At 43.8% G+C, this 15,922-nt stretch carries 8 protein-coding genes; 1 reads left to right on the top strand and 7 read right to left on the bottom strand.

Annotated features, from left to right (window positions below; all coding sequences use genetic code 11):
• Positions 1–6: 6 nt before the first annotated feature.
• The 4 genes from RH96_RS13270 to pilM are packed head-to-tail and all read right to left on the bottom strand — an operon-like array spanning position 7 to position 2,982.
• Positions 7–540 carry a pilus assembly protein PilP gene (locus RH96_RS13270; protein WP_010201706.1) on the bottom strand — a complete coding sequence of 178 codons (534 nt, stop codon included), beginning with the start codon at positions 538–540 and terminating at the stop codon, positions 7–9.
• Complete coding sequence (locus RH96_RS13275) at positions 540–1,271, bottom strand: type 4a pilus biogenesis protein PilO (protein ID WP_010201707.1); 732 nt, start codon at positions 1,269–1,271, stop codon at positions 540–542. The genes RH96_RS13270 and RH96_RS13275 overlap by 1 nt, the downstream gene beginning before the upstream one ends.
• Positions 1,268–1,927: a PilN domain-containing protein gene (locus RH96_RS13280; RefSeq protein ID WP_010201708.1), complete on the bottom strand. Its 660-nt coding sequence runs from the start codon at positions 1,925–1,927 to the stop codon at positions 1,268–1,270. Before RH96_RS13280 ends, RH96_RS13275 begins: the two co-directional genes overlap by 4 nt.
• On the bottom strand, positions 1,927–2,982 hold the full coding sequence (gene pilM, locus RH96_RS13285) for a type IV pilus assembly protein PilM (RefSeq protein WP_010201709.1): 1,056 nt from the start codon (positions 2,980–2,982) through the stop codon (positions 1,927–1,929). The genes RH96_RS13280 and pilM overlap by 1 nt, the downstream gene beginning before the upstream one ends.
• Positions 2,983–3,175: 193 nt before the next feature.
• On the opposite strand from pilM, the gene RH96_RS13290 reads away from it, so the two are divergent.
• The gene (locus tag RH96_RS13290; protein ID WP_010201710.1) at positions 3,176–5,848 is read left to right on the top strand and encodes a penicillin-binding protein 1A; all 2,673 of its coding nucleotides are present in this window, start codon (positions 3,176–3,178) and stop codon (positions 5,846–5,848) included.
• Between the two features lie 127 nt (positions 5,849–5,975).
• Here the strand turns inward: RH96_RS13290 and RH96_RS13295 are convergent, their stop codons facing one another.
• The 3 genes from RH96_RS13295 to rpoB form a co-directional block, all read right to left on the bottom strand.
• On the bottom strand, positions 5,976–6,503 hold the full coding sequence (locus RH96_RS13295) for a DUF6586 family protein (protein ID WP_010201711.1): 528 nt from the start codon (positions 6,501–6,503) through the stop codon (positions 5,976–5,978).
• 215 nt (positions 6,504–6,718) lie between these two features.
• On the bottom strand, positions 6,719–10,936 hold the full coding sequence (gene rpoC / locus RH96_RS13300; RefSeq protein WP_010201712.1) for a DNA-directed RNA polymerase subunit beta': 4,218 nt from the start codon (positions 10,934–10,936) through the stop codon (positions 6,719–6,721).
• 185 nt (positions 10,937–11,121) lie between these two features.
• Entirely contained in the window at positions 11,122–15,240 is a 4,119-nt protein-coding gene (gene rpoB, locus RH96_RS13305; RefSeq protein WP_010201713.1) for a DNA-directed RNA polymerase subunit beta, read from the bottom strand.
• Between the last annotated feature and the right edge of the window lie 682 nt (positions 15,241–15,922).

A 15,922-nucleotide genomic window follows, 5' to 3' on the forward strand; every position in this document is an offset into this window, starting at 1 on the left:
GCCGACTTAACTTATAGGGGAGACCAGCGACTGGGGTTTTTCAATAAACCCGGCGCGACTGTCTGGCACAATTTCAATCAAATTAATCTGGGTCGGCGTGATTTCAACAATACGGCCGTCATTTAATCCAAGATAATCACCTACTCTCACACTAGCAACCGAACCATCAGGACGCTGTACAAGTGCATACTGCTGACCTTCTGGCGAAATTACGACGCCACGAAAAGTCAGCTGTGAGAGCTCATATTGCTCAAGCGGTTCTTTTACTCTGGTGATATCAGGGCGCACGCCATCGATAGAGGTGCTAGGACCTTGTACATTGACTAAGCTTGGCGGCAAAAACGGGCTGCGCTGCGTACTGGCACTATAGACAAAATCTTCTACCAGCTCAGCTTTTGGCGGCGGCTCGATAGGCTGAGCGGGCTGATTGCGAATATCGGTCATCGCCTTTTCTGCCATACCAATACGATCACTACAACCTGTGATTGATAAAGCAGCGGCGCTTAAAATCAGCAGCATGGGCAGTTTTTTGATATTCATTAGTTGCCTCCTGCAGCATCGGTCGTAGCGGCATCAGTAGCAACAGCCTCTTCACCTTCAGGCGCCGCTTCTTTTGAGCGATACGTTTTGGTTTGTAATACCAAATTTAGCTCCGGCAACACATCTAAAGTAGGCTGTGGATTACTGACTTCAAAATCGTGCATCGTAATGATGCGTGGTAAGGCGGCAAGACCACTGATAAAGCTACCAAACTGATGATATTCCCCTAACGCTGCAATGCGAATAGGCTGCTCGATAAAGAATTCATTTTCAATCTCAGGCTCTACAGAAATATCTTGGAAGCGTATATTACTGCCAACACCCGTCATGTTAATACCCTCTACCAGCTCTGACACACGGGTGTCTTTTGGTAATTGGTCAAGTAAGGTGTTGAATTCCGTCTCCATCTGGACAACCTGTGCTTGATAAGTTTTTAAGTGACGTGCACGTGATTCTTTTTCACGGTAACTATCAAGTAAAGTTTGCTGCTGACTTTCTGCCGCAGTAATCTCATCAATCTTGCTGCTAATCGGTAATGCCCACGATAGCGCCGCTATCAGTGCAATGATAAATCCAATGACCGTTATCTTTACCGGAACTGGCCAGCTGCCGTAGTTTTCAGAATCCAAAGACTCAAAACTGCGGCGAAACTCATTCAAGTCAAACTGTTTTTTAGGATTGACAGCGCTCTTTTTAGTCTTGATTAGGCTTTTTTTACGGCTCAGCTTCATAACTCACCTCCCAGCCCAGTACTACCATCAGCATCAACGGCTACAGCAGTCTCTGATTGCACCTTGGTCGTTACGACAAACTGTACGTAACTGTCCTCAGGATAAACGGGACGTGGCTGTCCATCAGTTGTTACCGGCTCATTAAGCGCAGGCGCTGGTGTATACGCGCTAATATTTTGCTGAATATTGCTGACCGCTGAGTTGCCCATCCATTTGCTACTATCAAGGTTACGAATCAAACTTGATACGATATTTGGATTGTCCGCAAGACCCGTCAAAGTAAGGATATCGCCTTCGCGCTTTAAGTTATTTAGATAAAGCGCAGGCGGAATGGCTTTGGCCAAATCATCCCATAGACGTACAGGCACAGGTCGTCGACCTTGCAAATCTTGAATCACCTGCATGCGAGAGATAATATCTTCACGGCGTTGCTCTAGGCTATCAATTTCGATCAATGCTTTGTCTAAGCGAGCGTTCTCTTGCTCAATCAGTACATTCGCATTGCGTTGTTCATCAAGCTCATTATTAAAATAGCTCCATGAAGCGAACGCTGCTAGTAAGGCAAATAAAGTTACCGCCACTACTAAAGTAAGAAATTCTTTATTGCGACGCGCGCGTTCTTCTTGCCGCCAGGGCAGTAGGTTAATACGAGCCATTAGTCGAAGCTCCTTAACGCAAGACCGCACGCGGCCATTAAACTCGGGGCATCCATGACCAGTTGCTCATTATCAATGTGCGGCGCAATAGTCATGTTGGTGAAAGGATTGGCAATACTAACCGTCACACCCAGTTTTTGTTGCGCCATACCGGCCAGACCTGCAATAGAGCTACTACCGCCTGCCAGTACGATATGATCGATACTGCTGTACTGGCTCGAGGAAAAATAAAACTGTAGAGAGCGAGTGACTTGTTGGATAGTATTTTCTATAAAAGGGGTCAATACATCTGGATAGTAATCATCAGGCAAGGTACCTGCACGTTTACTAATATTTGCTTCTTCAGCTGATAGTCCATAGCGATTTTGTATCGCCTCTGTGAGCTGAGAGCCACCAAATAACTGTTCACGGCTATATATAAATTCGCCATTTTTGGCGATATATAGTGTGGTTTGGTTGTGTCCGATATCGACCAAGGCGACAATCTCTGGCATATTTGGCAAGTTATCTGCCATCAAACCGAACGCACGTTCAATGGCATGTGTTTCAATATCCATCACTTTAGTTTGCAAGCCACCAAAGGTTAAAGCATCAACTCTTTGGTCGACATTTTCCGAGCGCGAGGCAGCAAGCAACACTTGTACCATCTCGTCATTTACTAAAGAAGGGCCCAATACTTCAAAATCCAGATTGACATCTTCTAAAGGATAAGGCACATATTGATCGGCATCCAGACGGATTTGCGCTTCGCGCTCAATATCGCTTAGCACCATATCCATATCAATGATTTTGGTGATCACTGCTGAGCCTGAGACGGCGGCGGCGGCATCGCTGCCCGCTACCTGACAGCGTCGCGCCAAGCCAGCTATAATATTACCCACTGCCTCAGTATCTACAAGAAGTTTGTCAACGACTACGCCTTCCGGTAGTCTTTCAATACCATAGGATTTTAGATGAAACATCCCTTGTTGGCGCTGTATGTCAACCAATTTGACCGAAGTAGCACAGATATCTATGCCAATCAAATGTCGACTTTTGGAAGTAAATAGCCTCACAAACTCTATACCTTATATTAAGTGTACAATCTGATAGTGATTTGTAATATTTTAGTACAATACTTTACTTAACAGATAGATTCAAGCATTTAAATAAGTTATTAAGGTGAACTTACACATTTATTATGACCTCCCTATTTTGTTCAAGGTATAATAGCTTATTTGTTGCAAATTTTAATTGATAAGTCTCATTATGGCTAAAAAAAATGCTACCGTTCGTCTCATTCGCTTTTTGGTGGGGCTTTTCATTGCCTGTTTGGCGCTCGCCGTTATCTTAGCGCTTGCCGTGCCTATTGGTTTTTATGGGATGGCGATGTATCTATCACCCACCTTGCCTAGTACCCAAGAAATCAAAACTGCCAATTTAGAGATGCCATTACAGATCTATAGCCGAGATGACAAATTAATCGGTCAGTATGGTAATCGTCTCTCCCTACCTGTTACTTTTGATGACATTCCTAAAGATCTCACCCATGCTTTTTTAGCCGCAGAAGACGCGGCCTTTTTCCAGCATAGTGGTATTAGCATTAAAGGTCTTGGTCGCGCGGTGACTGAAGTGGTGACTGACGATGACAGCCAAACTGGTGGCTCTACCATCACCATGCAGGTTGCCAAAAATTACTTTTTAAGTCCCGAACGTACCTTAAATCGTAAATTGACGGAATTGTTTTTGGCTCGTAAGATTGAAGACGAACTCAGTAAAAATGATATCTTGACTCTCTATGTTAATAAAATTTACCTCGGTGAAGGGGCTTATGGCATTCGTGCCGCTGCCAAAAAATATTATAGTAAATCGTTAGAAAACCTGAATATTGCTGAGATGGCAATGTTAGCAGGTCTGCCAAAAGCCCCTTCTAAATATAACCCTGTTGCCAATCCTAGCCGCGCCCTTACTCGCCGTAACTGGATCATTGGCCGTATGCTTGAGCTGGGCTATATCAATAAAGCGCAACACGACGAAGCGGTAAACTCTCCGGTAGCTATCAATTTATACCAAGAAAAGCTAGACGTTAATATGCCTTATTTGGCAGAAATGACACGCTCTACCTTAGTTGATCGCTATGGTGAGCAAGTGATGCATAGTGGATGGCGGGTACGCCTTACGGTTGATAGCAAAGCACAAACAGATGCGGAAGCGGCGGTACTGACAGGTTTGGTGGCTTACGAACATCGTCATGGTTGGCGCGGTGCGGAAGCAAATGATGAACCGCTAGAAAATTTCCGTCGTTATAGTAATATGACTCCTGCCAAAGTCACCAAAGTGAATGCCCGCAGTTTTGAGGCGACAATGCCCTCTGGTGAGAATGTGACTGTCGGTTGGTCTGGGATGAGCTGGGCACGCAAGTATATTTCTGCTAATCGTATCGGTTACTTTCCTGACAATGCTCGCCAAATTGTCAATAAAAACGATATCATTCGTTTGATACCGACCGCGAATGGTAATTGGCAGTTGGGACAAATCCCTAAAATACAAGGAAGTCTGGTCTCCTTGAATCCCGAAACTGGAGCGGTTAATGCCTTGGTTGGTGGTTTTGACTTTAACCACAGTAAGTTCAACCGTGCTCTACAAGGCTGGCGTCAACCAGGCTCCATCATTAAACCGCTTGTCTATACCGCTGCCCTAGAAAAAGGCTATCGCCCAGATAGCATTGTCTCGGATCGACCGATTCAAGTAGGTGATTGGAAACCGAAAAATTCTGATCAACGATTCTTAGGTGACATCACTTTACGTCGTGGCTTGTATTTATCGCGTAACTTAGTCTCTATTCGCTTATTACAGGCTATTGGTATCTCCGATGCCCGCAATCTATTGGACGAATTCGGTCTTGATAAAGAAAAGCTACCGACGACTTTATCGTTAGCGCTAGGCACAGGACAGGCTACACCATTACAGATGGCAACAGCTTATGCCACGTTTGCAAATGGTGGTCACCGTGTTCAGCCTTACTTTATAGAACAAATCTACAACTACGACAACAAATTGTTGTTCCAAGCCAATCCGCAGCAAGCTTGTGCTGTATGCTTTAACGAACAACTTGAAAATCTCAATAAAAAGCTTATCGTAGATTATGAGGCAAAAATAGAAAAAGAGAATGCAGCGCTTGCTGCTAAAAAAGAGGAAAAAGCCAACGCTAAAGACAAAGCAGCAGAGAATAAATCAGCTGCTGACCTCAATGCAGAAAATAGCGACAATACGGCAAAAGATAACGAGGCGCTTGATTTAAATATTTATGATGGGAGTCCAGCCTCAGATCGTTTGAAAGCACCTGTCGTGCAGTACATTACTGCCACGCAAGCACCGCGTATTTTGAAGCCAAGGGTAGCTTATGATATGGCTGATATCTTGCGTGATGTCGTGCAGCGTGGTACAGCTGTACGAGCAAAAGCGTTGGGACGTAATGATATTGGTGGTAAAACTGGTACAACCAACGATGCGAAAGACGCATGGTTTGCAGGGTTTCATCCTACTAACACTACTGTCGTATGGATGGGTTTTGATCAACCATCAACTATGGGTCGCCGTGAGTATGGTGGCGTGGCAGCGCTGCCTGTATGGATGGACTTTATGAGAGCGCAGCTTAAAGATGCGCCTAATCAATGGGTGTCTGTTAACAACCGTGCCAAATCTAAGAAACAGATGCAACAAATCATAGAGATGACAGATGATGGCACTGTTGACAGCGAAGATGATGGTATCGATACTAGCACGTCAGCCAAACCCGTCAAGACCAAAGCACAGCAACGTAAGCCTTTAGAACCTGAGCGTTCGCCCGTGTCACAGCCAAGCAATAATAACGCCGATAGCGTGCCACAAAACCCCTTAACGGTCACCCCTGTCGAACGTATGCCGCCCATGCCAGAGTAAATACTTTGCGAGGGTAACGGCTACTTAGCATTAAAGGGCTGGTTCAGTAATCACTGAACCAGCCCTTTTTTATTTTAGAACTATAATCTTAAAGACCTGCTTATAAAATCAGTTAAGTCCTACCCTGCTAAAACTCAACCATGCCAGCACGCAACTGCTCAATCAGCTCTAAAAGCTGCTGCCGCCACTCACGTATGGTCGCCTCATCTGGCAACCATTGATTCGATAAAGTGACAACGTTAACGATAAGATCTTTTGGTTCTATCTCAACCATATTAGTATTTTCAGCCACCGAATTATCTGGCAGTACCGCATACAGGCAACGTTGATAAGCGCGCTCTACATTGGCAAGAAAGCCTTGTTCTTGTAACTGCTGCAAGCGTTGAATTTCAGGTGACACTTGAGTACGTTCGCTCAGTACTTGCTCGATATCTGACAAAGTAGGTGCCGTCATGTTTAAGCTATAAAAATGACCAAGCTCTTGGATAAAAGCTAAAAAACTGCCATACAAATGAAAAATAGCAGTTTCACAATGTGCTTGATATAACTGCTTATCGTTGGTACTTCCAGCCGCTTGGCAAGATAAACGACAAAAATACAGCTTTTGGTTGGTTCGATCTGCTTGATATTTAGCAACGCGCGTTTTGCCTGCCATGCTTTGATTATCCTTATATTGGGAGTTCAGTATTCATAAAAAATAAGCTACTTTTCAGTTTACTATTTTTTGAAACAGATTTCTAAGAGAATTGTCTTTCATTATATGTACTTTCAATCATTCATTTTTATCTGTTTTTTCAGCGCATAAAAAAGCCAGCAACTTAGGCTGGCTTTTTTATTAAGTTAACAATGAATCAAAGATGTCTAATACTATTAGTTATCTTGGTTCAGCTCTTGTGCAAAGGCTTCATCAAAGCTAGCAAAGTCTTTACTATCAGTGCTAGCAGTCATATCAAACGCTGCATTGAGATCTTTGTCTTGTAGCTTTTGATCCGCTTTCTCTTTACGGGCTTTATGATAAGCAAGACCAGTACCAGCTGGAATCAAGCGACCAACGACGACGTTTTCTTTCAGACCACGTAGTTCATCGACTTTACCAGTCACAGCAGCAGCAGTTAGAACACGAGTCGTTTCCTGGAACGACGCTGCTGAGATAAAGCTTTCAGTTGCCAAGCTGGCTTTGGTGATACCTAGTAATTGACGCTCGAACTGTACTGGGAATTTATCTTCCGCTTCTAGTTTGGCATTCAACGCTTTGATATCAGCGTACTCGACCTGATCACCTTTGAAGTGACTTGAATCGCCGCCATCGGTAATTTCAACTTTGCGCAGCATCTGACGAATAATAACTTCGATGTGCTTATCGTTGATTTTTACACCCTGCAGACGATAAACGTCCTGTACTTCGTTAACGATATAATCGGCAAGTGCCGTTTGACCTTTTAGGCGCAAGATATCGTGTGGGTTCTGTGGACCATCAGCGATCACTTCACCACGGGCAACTGTCTCATTTTCAAAGACGTTAATTTGACGCCATTTCGGGATCAGCTCTTCATGTACTTCACCATCTTCATTGGTGATAATAAAGCGGTTTTTACCTTTAGTCTCTTTACCGAAGCTAACCACACCTGACATTTCTGCCATGATGGCATGATCTTTCGGGCGACGTGCTTCAAACAAATCAGCAACACGTGGTAGACCACCGGTAATATCTTTCGTACCAGAAGAAGCTTGTGGTACACGGCCTAGGATCGAACCTGCTGCTACTTTTTCACCATCGCTCACACGAATGATGGTTTCGGCTGGTAAGAAGTAAACCACTTCTTTGCCTTCGTCTGTGTTCAAGATAATAGCAGGACGTAAGTCTTTTGCTGAGCTTGAACGGTCACGAGTAGCAAGAATCTCAAACGAGCTCATACCAGTCGCGTCATCAACCTTCACAGTCGCTGTCAAGCCATCAGTGATGTCACTGAAACGTGCTGTACCAGCAAATTCTGTGATGATAGGATGCGTGTGCGGATCCCATTTAGCGATGGTCTGGCCGCCTTCGACCTGATCTTCATCTTTCACAAGTACGCTTGAACCGTAAGGAACTTTATAGCGTTCACGCTCACGACCAAGCTCATCAGTCAATGCAATTTCAGCAGAACGCGATACGATGACTAAGTGACCGTCGGTATGTTGAACCGTTTTCATGTTTTCGAAATGCGCTTGACCAGCATTACGTACAGAGATGCTGTTGTCTACAGAGGCTGAGCTTGCTGCCCCGCCCACGTGGAACGTACGCATGGTTAACTGAGTACCCGGCTCACCGATAGACTGTGCCGCCATAACACCGACTGATTCGCCGATATTTACTTTATGGCCACGAGCAAGATCACGACCATAGCACTGTGAACAAACACCGTGCTCAACATTACAAGTAATAACTGAACGTACCCAGATATCATCGATAGCATTTTCGTCAAGCACATTGACCCAATGCTCATCGATCAACGTACCCGCTGGAATCAATATCTTATCAGCGTCATCATTATAAGTAACATCACGAGCGGTTACACGACCAAGTACTAGCTCACCCAACTTCTCAATGATTTCGCCACCTTGAATATGTGGTTTCATGAGCAAGCCTTGCTCGGTACCACAGTCATCACTGGTGATAACCAAATCTTGTGCAACATCAACCAAACGACGAGTCAAATAACCCGAGTTAGCGGTTTTCAATGCCGTATCTGCTAGACCTTTACGTGCACCATGCGTAGAGATAAAGTACTGTAGTACCGTCAAACCTTCGCGGAAGTTGGCTTTAATCGGTGTCTCAATGATTGAACCATCTGGTTTCGCCATCAGGCCACGCATACCAGCCAACTGACGAATCTGTGCCGCACTACCACGAGCACCAGAATCTGACATGATAAAAATAGAGTTAAATGACTTCTGCTCTTCTTCTTCACCTTGCGCGTTGATGACTTTATCAGTCGCCAAGTTATCCATCATAGCTTTAGCGACTTTGTCATTGGTACGTGACCAGATGTCGACCACTTTGTTATAACGCTCACCAGCCGTCACAAAACCTTGCTCAAACTGATCTTCAATCTCGCGCACTTCGCCTTCAGCAACTTCGATGATTTGCTTTTTGCTCGGTGGAATAACCATGTCATCCAAACCGATAGACACACCAGACAGCGTTGCTTGTGCAAAACCTAGGTACATCAATTGGTCAGCAAACATAACACTGTCTTTAACGCCTACTTTACGATAGCAAGAGTTGATCAAGCGTGAGATGTTTTTCTTCGTCATCTCTTGGTTACATTCATCAAACGTCATACCTTTAGGCATGATGTTCCAAATAAGTAGACGACCAGCAACCGTATCTTTGATACTGATTTCTTTGGTCTCGTTGCCTTCTTCATCGAAATGCGTTTCAGTCACACGAACTTTAATTTTCGCGTTTACATGCAAATCGTTTGAGCCAATCGCGCGCAATGCTTCATTGACGGTGGCAAAGATCATGCCTTCGCCTTTAGCATTCACTGATGAGCGGCTAATGTAGTACAAACCCAATACCACATCCTGTGACGGTACGATGATTGGATCACCGTTCGCAGGTGACAAGATGTTGTTGGTCGACATCATCAAAGCACGTGACTCAAGCTGAGCTTCTAGCGTCAATGGCACGTGAACGGCCATTTGGTCACCATCAAAATCGGCGTTGAATGCAGTACATACGAGCGGGTGCAATTGAATTGCTTTACCTTCGATTAGTACTGGCTCGAACGCTTGTAGACCCAAACGGTGAAGCGTCGGTGCACGGTTAAGAAGCACTGGATGCTCACGGATAACCATGGCCAGCATGTCCCACACTTGCGGCTCTTCACGCTCAACCATCTTTTTGGCAGCTTTAATCGTCGTTGCCAAACCATGAGATAACAGTTTGTTATAAGTAAATGGCTTAAATAACTCAAGCGCCATTTTCTTTGGTAGACCACACTGGTGTAGACGTAGGGTTGGACCTACAACGATTACCGAACGACCAGAATAATCGACACGCTTACCAAGTAAGTTTTGACGGAAACGACCTTGCTTACCTTTGATCATATCTGCCAAAGATTTCAATGGACGCTTATTACTACCTGTAATTGCACGACCGCGACGACCGTTATCTAGCAACGCATCGACTGACTCTTGCAACATACGTTTTTCGTTACGTACGATGATATCAGGGGCGCTCAGCTCAAGCAGGCGCTTAAGACGGTTATTACGGTTGATAACGCGGCGATACAAATCGTTTAGATCTGAAGTCGCAAAACGACCACCTTCTAGTGGTACTAAAGGACGTAAATCTGGTGGTAATACTGGCAAGATGGTCATGACCATCCATTCAGGTTTGTTATTAGAATCACGGAATGCTTCTAATAGTTTAAGACGCTTAGACATCTTTTTAAGCTTAGTTTCAGAACCCGTTTGCGGAATCGCTTCACGCAGCTCATCGATTTCTAAATCTAAGTCGATATCTTTTAGCAGGTCTTGTACCGCTTCTGCACCCATCTTGGCAGTGAATTCGTCGCCAAACTCTTCAAGCGCTCGGTAGTAATCTTCATCGTCAAGCAATTGGTACTTCTCTAAAGAAGTTAAACCCGGCTCAGTAACGATATAGCTTTCAAAATATAGAACGCGCTCAATATCACGTAGCGTCATGTCTAGCAAGAGACCGATGCGGCTTGGTAATGATTTTAAGAACCAAATGTGCGCCACAGGACTGGCTAGGTCGATATGACCCATGCGATCGCGACGGACTTTAGCAGTAGTGACTTCAACGCCACATTTTTCACAGATAACGCCTTGGAATTTACGGCGTTTGTACTTACCACATAGACATTCAAAATCTTTTACTGGGCCAAAAATTTTGGCACAAAAAAGACCATCACGCTCAGGCTTAAACGTACGATAGTTAATGGTTTCAGGTTTTTTCACTTCACCATGCGACCATGACTTGATTACGTCAGGTGAGGCTAAGGTAATTTGGATGCTATCAAACTCTTGATTACCGTTGCCGGTAGGGCTTTGCATGATATCGAGTAAATCTTTCAAGTTGCTTCTCCGTTATCTTTATAATCATCTGACAGCGTACTATTAACGCGGATAAGATGAATGAAGGCAATGAATAGGGTTGAGATAAATGGCTAAAAGCAGCAGCAATTTAGCATACTGCTTTTAGCTAACCACTAAGGTTAATAACTGACTGTAATAATCTTAATTCAGTCAGCCAGCCATTCTTAATGGGTTTGTTTTAACTCAATGTTAATACCCAATGATTTGATTTCTTTGGTCAAGACGTTAAACGATTCAGGCATACCTGGATCCATATATTGCTCACCATCGACGATGTTTTTATACATACGGGTACGGCCTTCAACATCATCCGATTTCACTGTCAACATCTCTTGCAGCGTGTAAGTCGCGCCGTAAGCTTCTAGTGCCCATACTTCCATCTCACCGAAGCGCTGACCACCAAACTGCGCTTTACCACCAAGTGGCTGCTGCGTCACTAGTGAATAAGAACCGGTTGAACGTGCATGCATTTTGTCATCAACCAAATGGTTAAGCTTGAGCATATACATGTAGCCGACGGTTACTTGACGATCAAACTTCTGACCCGTACGACCATCATACAACGTCTGCTGACCGTTTCTGGCTAGACCAGCAAGCTCTAACAAGTCTTTGACTTGATGCTCATGCGCACCATCAAATACTGCCGTGCCCATCGGTACACCGCCACGCAAGTTGTCTGATAGCGCCATGATGTCGTCATCACTCAAGCTATCTAGATCAACTTGTTCACCGCCTACTTTGTTATAGATTTGGTCTAAGAAATCACGTAAGTCTTTGATCGCGGCTTGTGCTTTAAGCATACCATCGATTTTCTCGCCCAAACCTTTTGCTGCCATACCCAAATGCGTCTCTAGCACCTGACCGATGTTCATACGAGACGGAACACCTAGTGGGTTCAGTACGATGTCAACGGTATTACCATTTTCGTCATAAGGCATGTCTTCAACCGGCATAATGCGCGATACAACACCTTTATTACCATGACGACCAGCCATCTTATCACCAGGCTGAATACGACGCTTAACCGCTAGATATACCTTAACGATTTTTTGTACGCCATGTTGTAAGTCATCACCAGCAGTCAATTTGCGTTTTTTCTCAGCAAACTTCACATCGATGTCTTTTTGCTTATCAACTAAGTAATCAGCGATTTGCGTCAGACGCTCAGAGATTTCTTCTTCAACTGGCTGAATATCAAGCAAAGTCTCAAGACTCATATCTTTCATATCAGCCAATGCCATCACTGTACCGGCTTTTAGACCTGAACCACCACTGACTTTTTGACCATCTAACAGATTACCAATACGACCACGAGCAGCTTCTTCAAAGATACGTAGCTCTTCTTTTAAATCTTTACGGTAGCTATCAAGCTGTGATTTTTCAATCGCTCTTGCACGCGCATCTTTTTCGACGCCATCACGGGTAAAGACTTGAACGTCAATAACCGTACCTTTGCTTGATGTTGGAACACGTAATGACGTGTCTTTAACATCAGCCGCTTTTTCACCAAAGATAGCCCGGAGGAGTTTCTCTTCTGGCGTTAGTTGTGTTTCACCTTTTGGCGTCACTTTACCAACTAAGATATCACCAGCGTCAACTTCAGCACCGATATAAACGATACCCGCTTCATCAAGGCTTGATAGAGCCGCTTCACCAACGTTTGGAATATCAGCAGTAATCTCTTCAGTACCTAGCTTGGTATCACGCGCCACACAGGTCAATTCTTGAATATGAATAGTGGTGAAACGATCTTCTTTAACCACTTTTTCAGATAACAAGATTGAATCTTCGAAGTTATAACCATTCCACGGCATAAATGCGATGCGAATGTTCTGACCCAATGCCAACTCGCCAAGATCCGTTGACGGACCATCAGCCAAGATATCACCCACAGCAATAGCATCGCCTTGGTTAACGATAATACGTTGGTTGATACAAGTGTTTTGGTTAGAACGCGTATATTTAACTAAGTTATAGATATCAATACCGGCTTCACCAGCAATCATCTCATCTTCATTTACACGAACCACAACACGTGAGGCATCAACGTCTTCGATCACACCGCCACGCTTAGCGATCACACAAACACCAGAGTCACGAGCAACGTGACGCTCCATACCCGTACCTACTAACGGCTTATCAGCACGTAGCGTAGGAACAGCCTGACGCTGCATGTTCGAACCCATCAAGGCACGGTTAGCATCATCATGCTCTAGGAACGGAATCAAACCTGCTGCGACCGATACGACCTGACTCGGTGACACATCCATATGCGTCACTTTTTCTGGCGGCATGCGAACGAATTCACCATAGCTACGCACACTGACCATTTCATCAGATAACGCGCCTTCTGCGGTTACTGGTGAATCAGCCTGTGCAATGACTGTACCTACTTCTTCAATCGCTGATAGATATTCAATAACATCTGTGACTTTACCATCAACCACACGGCGATAAGGCGTTTCTAAGAAGCCAAAGCTGTTGGTTTTTGCAAATGTTGCCAATGAGTTGATAAGACCAATGTTTGGACCTTCAGGAGTCTCAATTGGGCATACACGACCATAATGGGTATCATGTACGTCACGTACTTCAAAGCCTGCACGTTCACGAGTCAGACCACCGGGTCCTAATGCTGATACACGGCGCTTATGGGTAACTTCAGACAACGGGTTGTTCTGATCCATAAACTGTGACAACTGACTTGAACCAAAGAACTCTTTAACCGCAGCCGCAACAGGCTTTGAGTTAATCAAATCTTGTGGTGACAAGTTATCAGATTCCGCTGAGCTTAAACGCTCTTTAACTGCACGTTCAACACGCACTAGACCAACACGGAATTGGTTTTCTGCCATTTCACCAACCGAACGAATACGACGGTTACCTAGATGGTCAATATCATCGACTTCGCCGCGACCGTTACGAATTTCGATCAGCTCTTTTAGCACGTTAACGATATCAGCATTGGTCAATACGCTACGTTCGCGCTGGATATCTGGATCATCCGTGTTATCAAATTCTAAACCAAGACGACGGTTGAATTTCATACGACCAACATTTGATAGGTCATAACGATCAGCGTTAAAGAACATGCTATCAAATAGTTTTTCAGCAGTTTCGACCGTTGGTGGCTCACCTGGACGCATGACTTTATAGATTTCAATCAAGGCTTCTTCACGGCTTGAAGTACTGTCAGCACGTAACGTATCGGCAATATAACTGCCTTGATCGATATCATTGGTGAACAGAATGCTGAACTCTTTGATAGAGTCACTGGCTTCAAATGCGCTTAATTTAACCAATAATTCATGGTCAATTAATGTATTGGCTTTAGCGATGACTTCATCGTTAACGACGATGTCTTCGGCCAAAATACGCTCATATAAGTATTCATCAGGGATAGAGATTTTAGTCATACCCGCTTCTTCAAGCTGACGGATACGACGGGCATTGATACGTTTGCCCTGCTCTACGATAACGTCACCTTCAGGTGATACGATATCGAACTGAGCCATCTCGCCACGCAGACGATCTGCAACCAGATCAATCTCAAACTGCTCTTCACCTTTATAAACCGCTACTTTATCAAAGAAAAGATCTAAGATTTCAGAAGTTGTTAAACCAAGCGCACGTAGAATAATAGACGCCAGTAATTTACGACGACGGTCAATACGAGCAAAGACTAAGTCTTTTGCATCAAATTCAAAGTCAAGCCATGAACCACGGTAAGGGATGATACGGGCGTTATAAAGCACTTTACCACTTGAATGTGACTTGCCTTTATCATGATCAAAGAACACGCCAGGTGAGCGATGTAATTGCGATACGATAACACGCTCAGTACCATTGATAATAAAAGTACCGTTTTGGGTCATCAATGGGATTTCACCCATATAGACACTTTGCTCACGGATATCTTTGATTGCCGCTTTACTGTCTTTGTCTTTGCTGTCTTTATCTTTGATAATTAAGCGGATCTTGACACGCATTGGTGCTGCAAACGTTGAGCCACGTAAGATACACTCACGCTCATCAAACTCAGGATCGCCCAAATAATATTCAACGAATTGTAACTCAGCATTACCAGAGTGACTCTCAATTGGGAAAATAGAGGAATACGCAGCTTGCAGGCCACTATTCTCACGAGCTTTTGGCTTTTTATGCTCTTGCAAAAATTGCTCGTAGGAATCTACTTGAATAGACAGTAAATAGGGAATGTCCATCACAGTGGGCAATTCAGCAAAACTTTTGCGAATACGCTTTTTTTCAGTATAAGAATATGCCATCGAGAGTCCTTACAGTAAACGTGGAAACAAATTGAAAGCGTGGCCAGCATGCATCAATACTATTTGATATTAATATTATGCAAACTTGGCAACGTAAACGATAATATAAAACGGGTGTTAATACTCAGCTAGTGACTGTTTATCCATTCGTACAGGTGATACATTGGTATGTGCTTCATCAGTGCGCCACTATGACACTATCATTTAATGTTACAACTGCATTTAATGTTGCAACTGCATTTAATGTTATAACTGCATTTAATCTTACAAATCAATCTAGTCTTATCATCGGTATCTAAGCCACTCTATATGATGGTTTAGACCGACAGTTTCAATATAAGCCAATCTACAATAAATTGATTTATAGGTTAATACTTACCAATACTCTTGAGAAGAAACAACTTCTATTAGGGTTATCCTAATCTACTTACCATCAAAACCAATGTCGTCGCTGATATATACCGTCTACGAGCCTACCTACTGACAGTAAAACCATGCTAAATGGATAACCTAAGATTAACAGCTTTTCAGAATTAATAATAATTGGGGTAACTATAACTTTTAGAATCAGTATAAACTATAGTGTTAATGGGAAAGCATGCAGACACAAAAAAATGCCAAACATCTATGGACGTTTAGCTGATATTAACTGATTTCAAAAACTGGTATGTGTGCTTGCACT

It is taken from the genome of Psychrobacter sp. PAMC 21119 (assembly GCF_000247495.1).
GTDB lineage: Bacteria > Pseudomonadota > Gammaproteobacteria > Pseudomonadales > Moraxellaceae > Psychrobacter > Psychrobacter glaciei.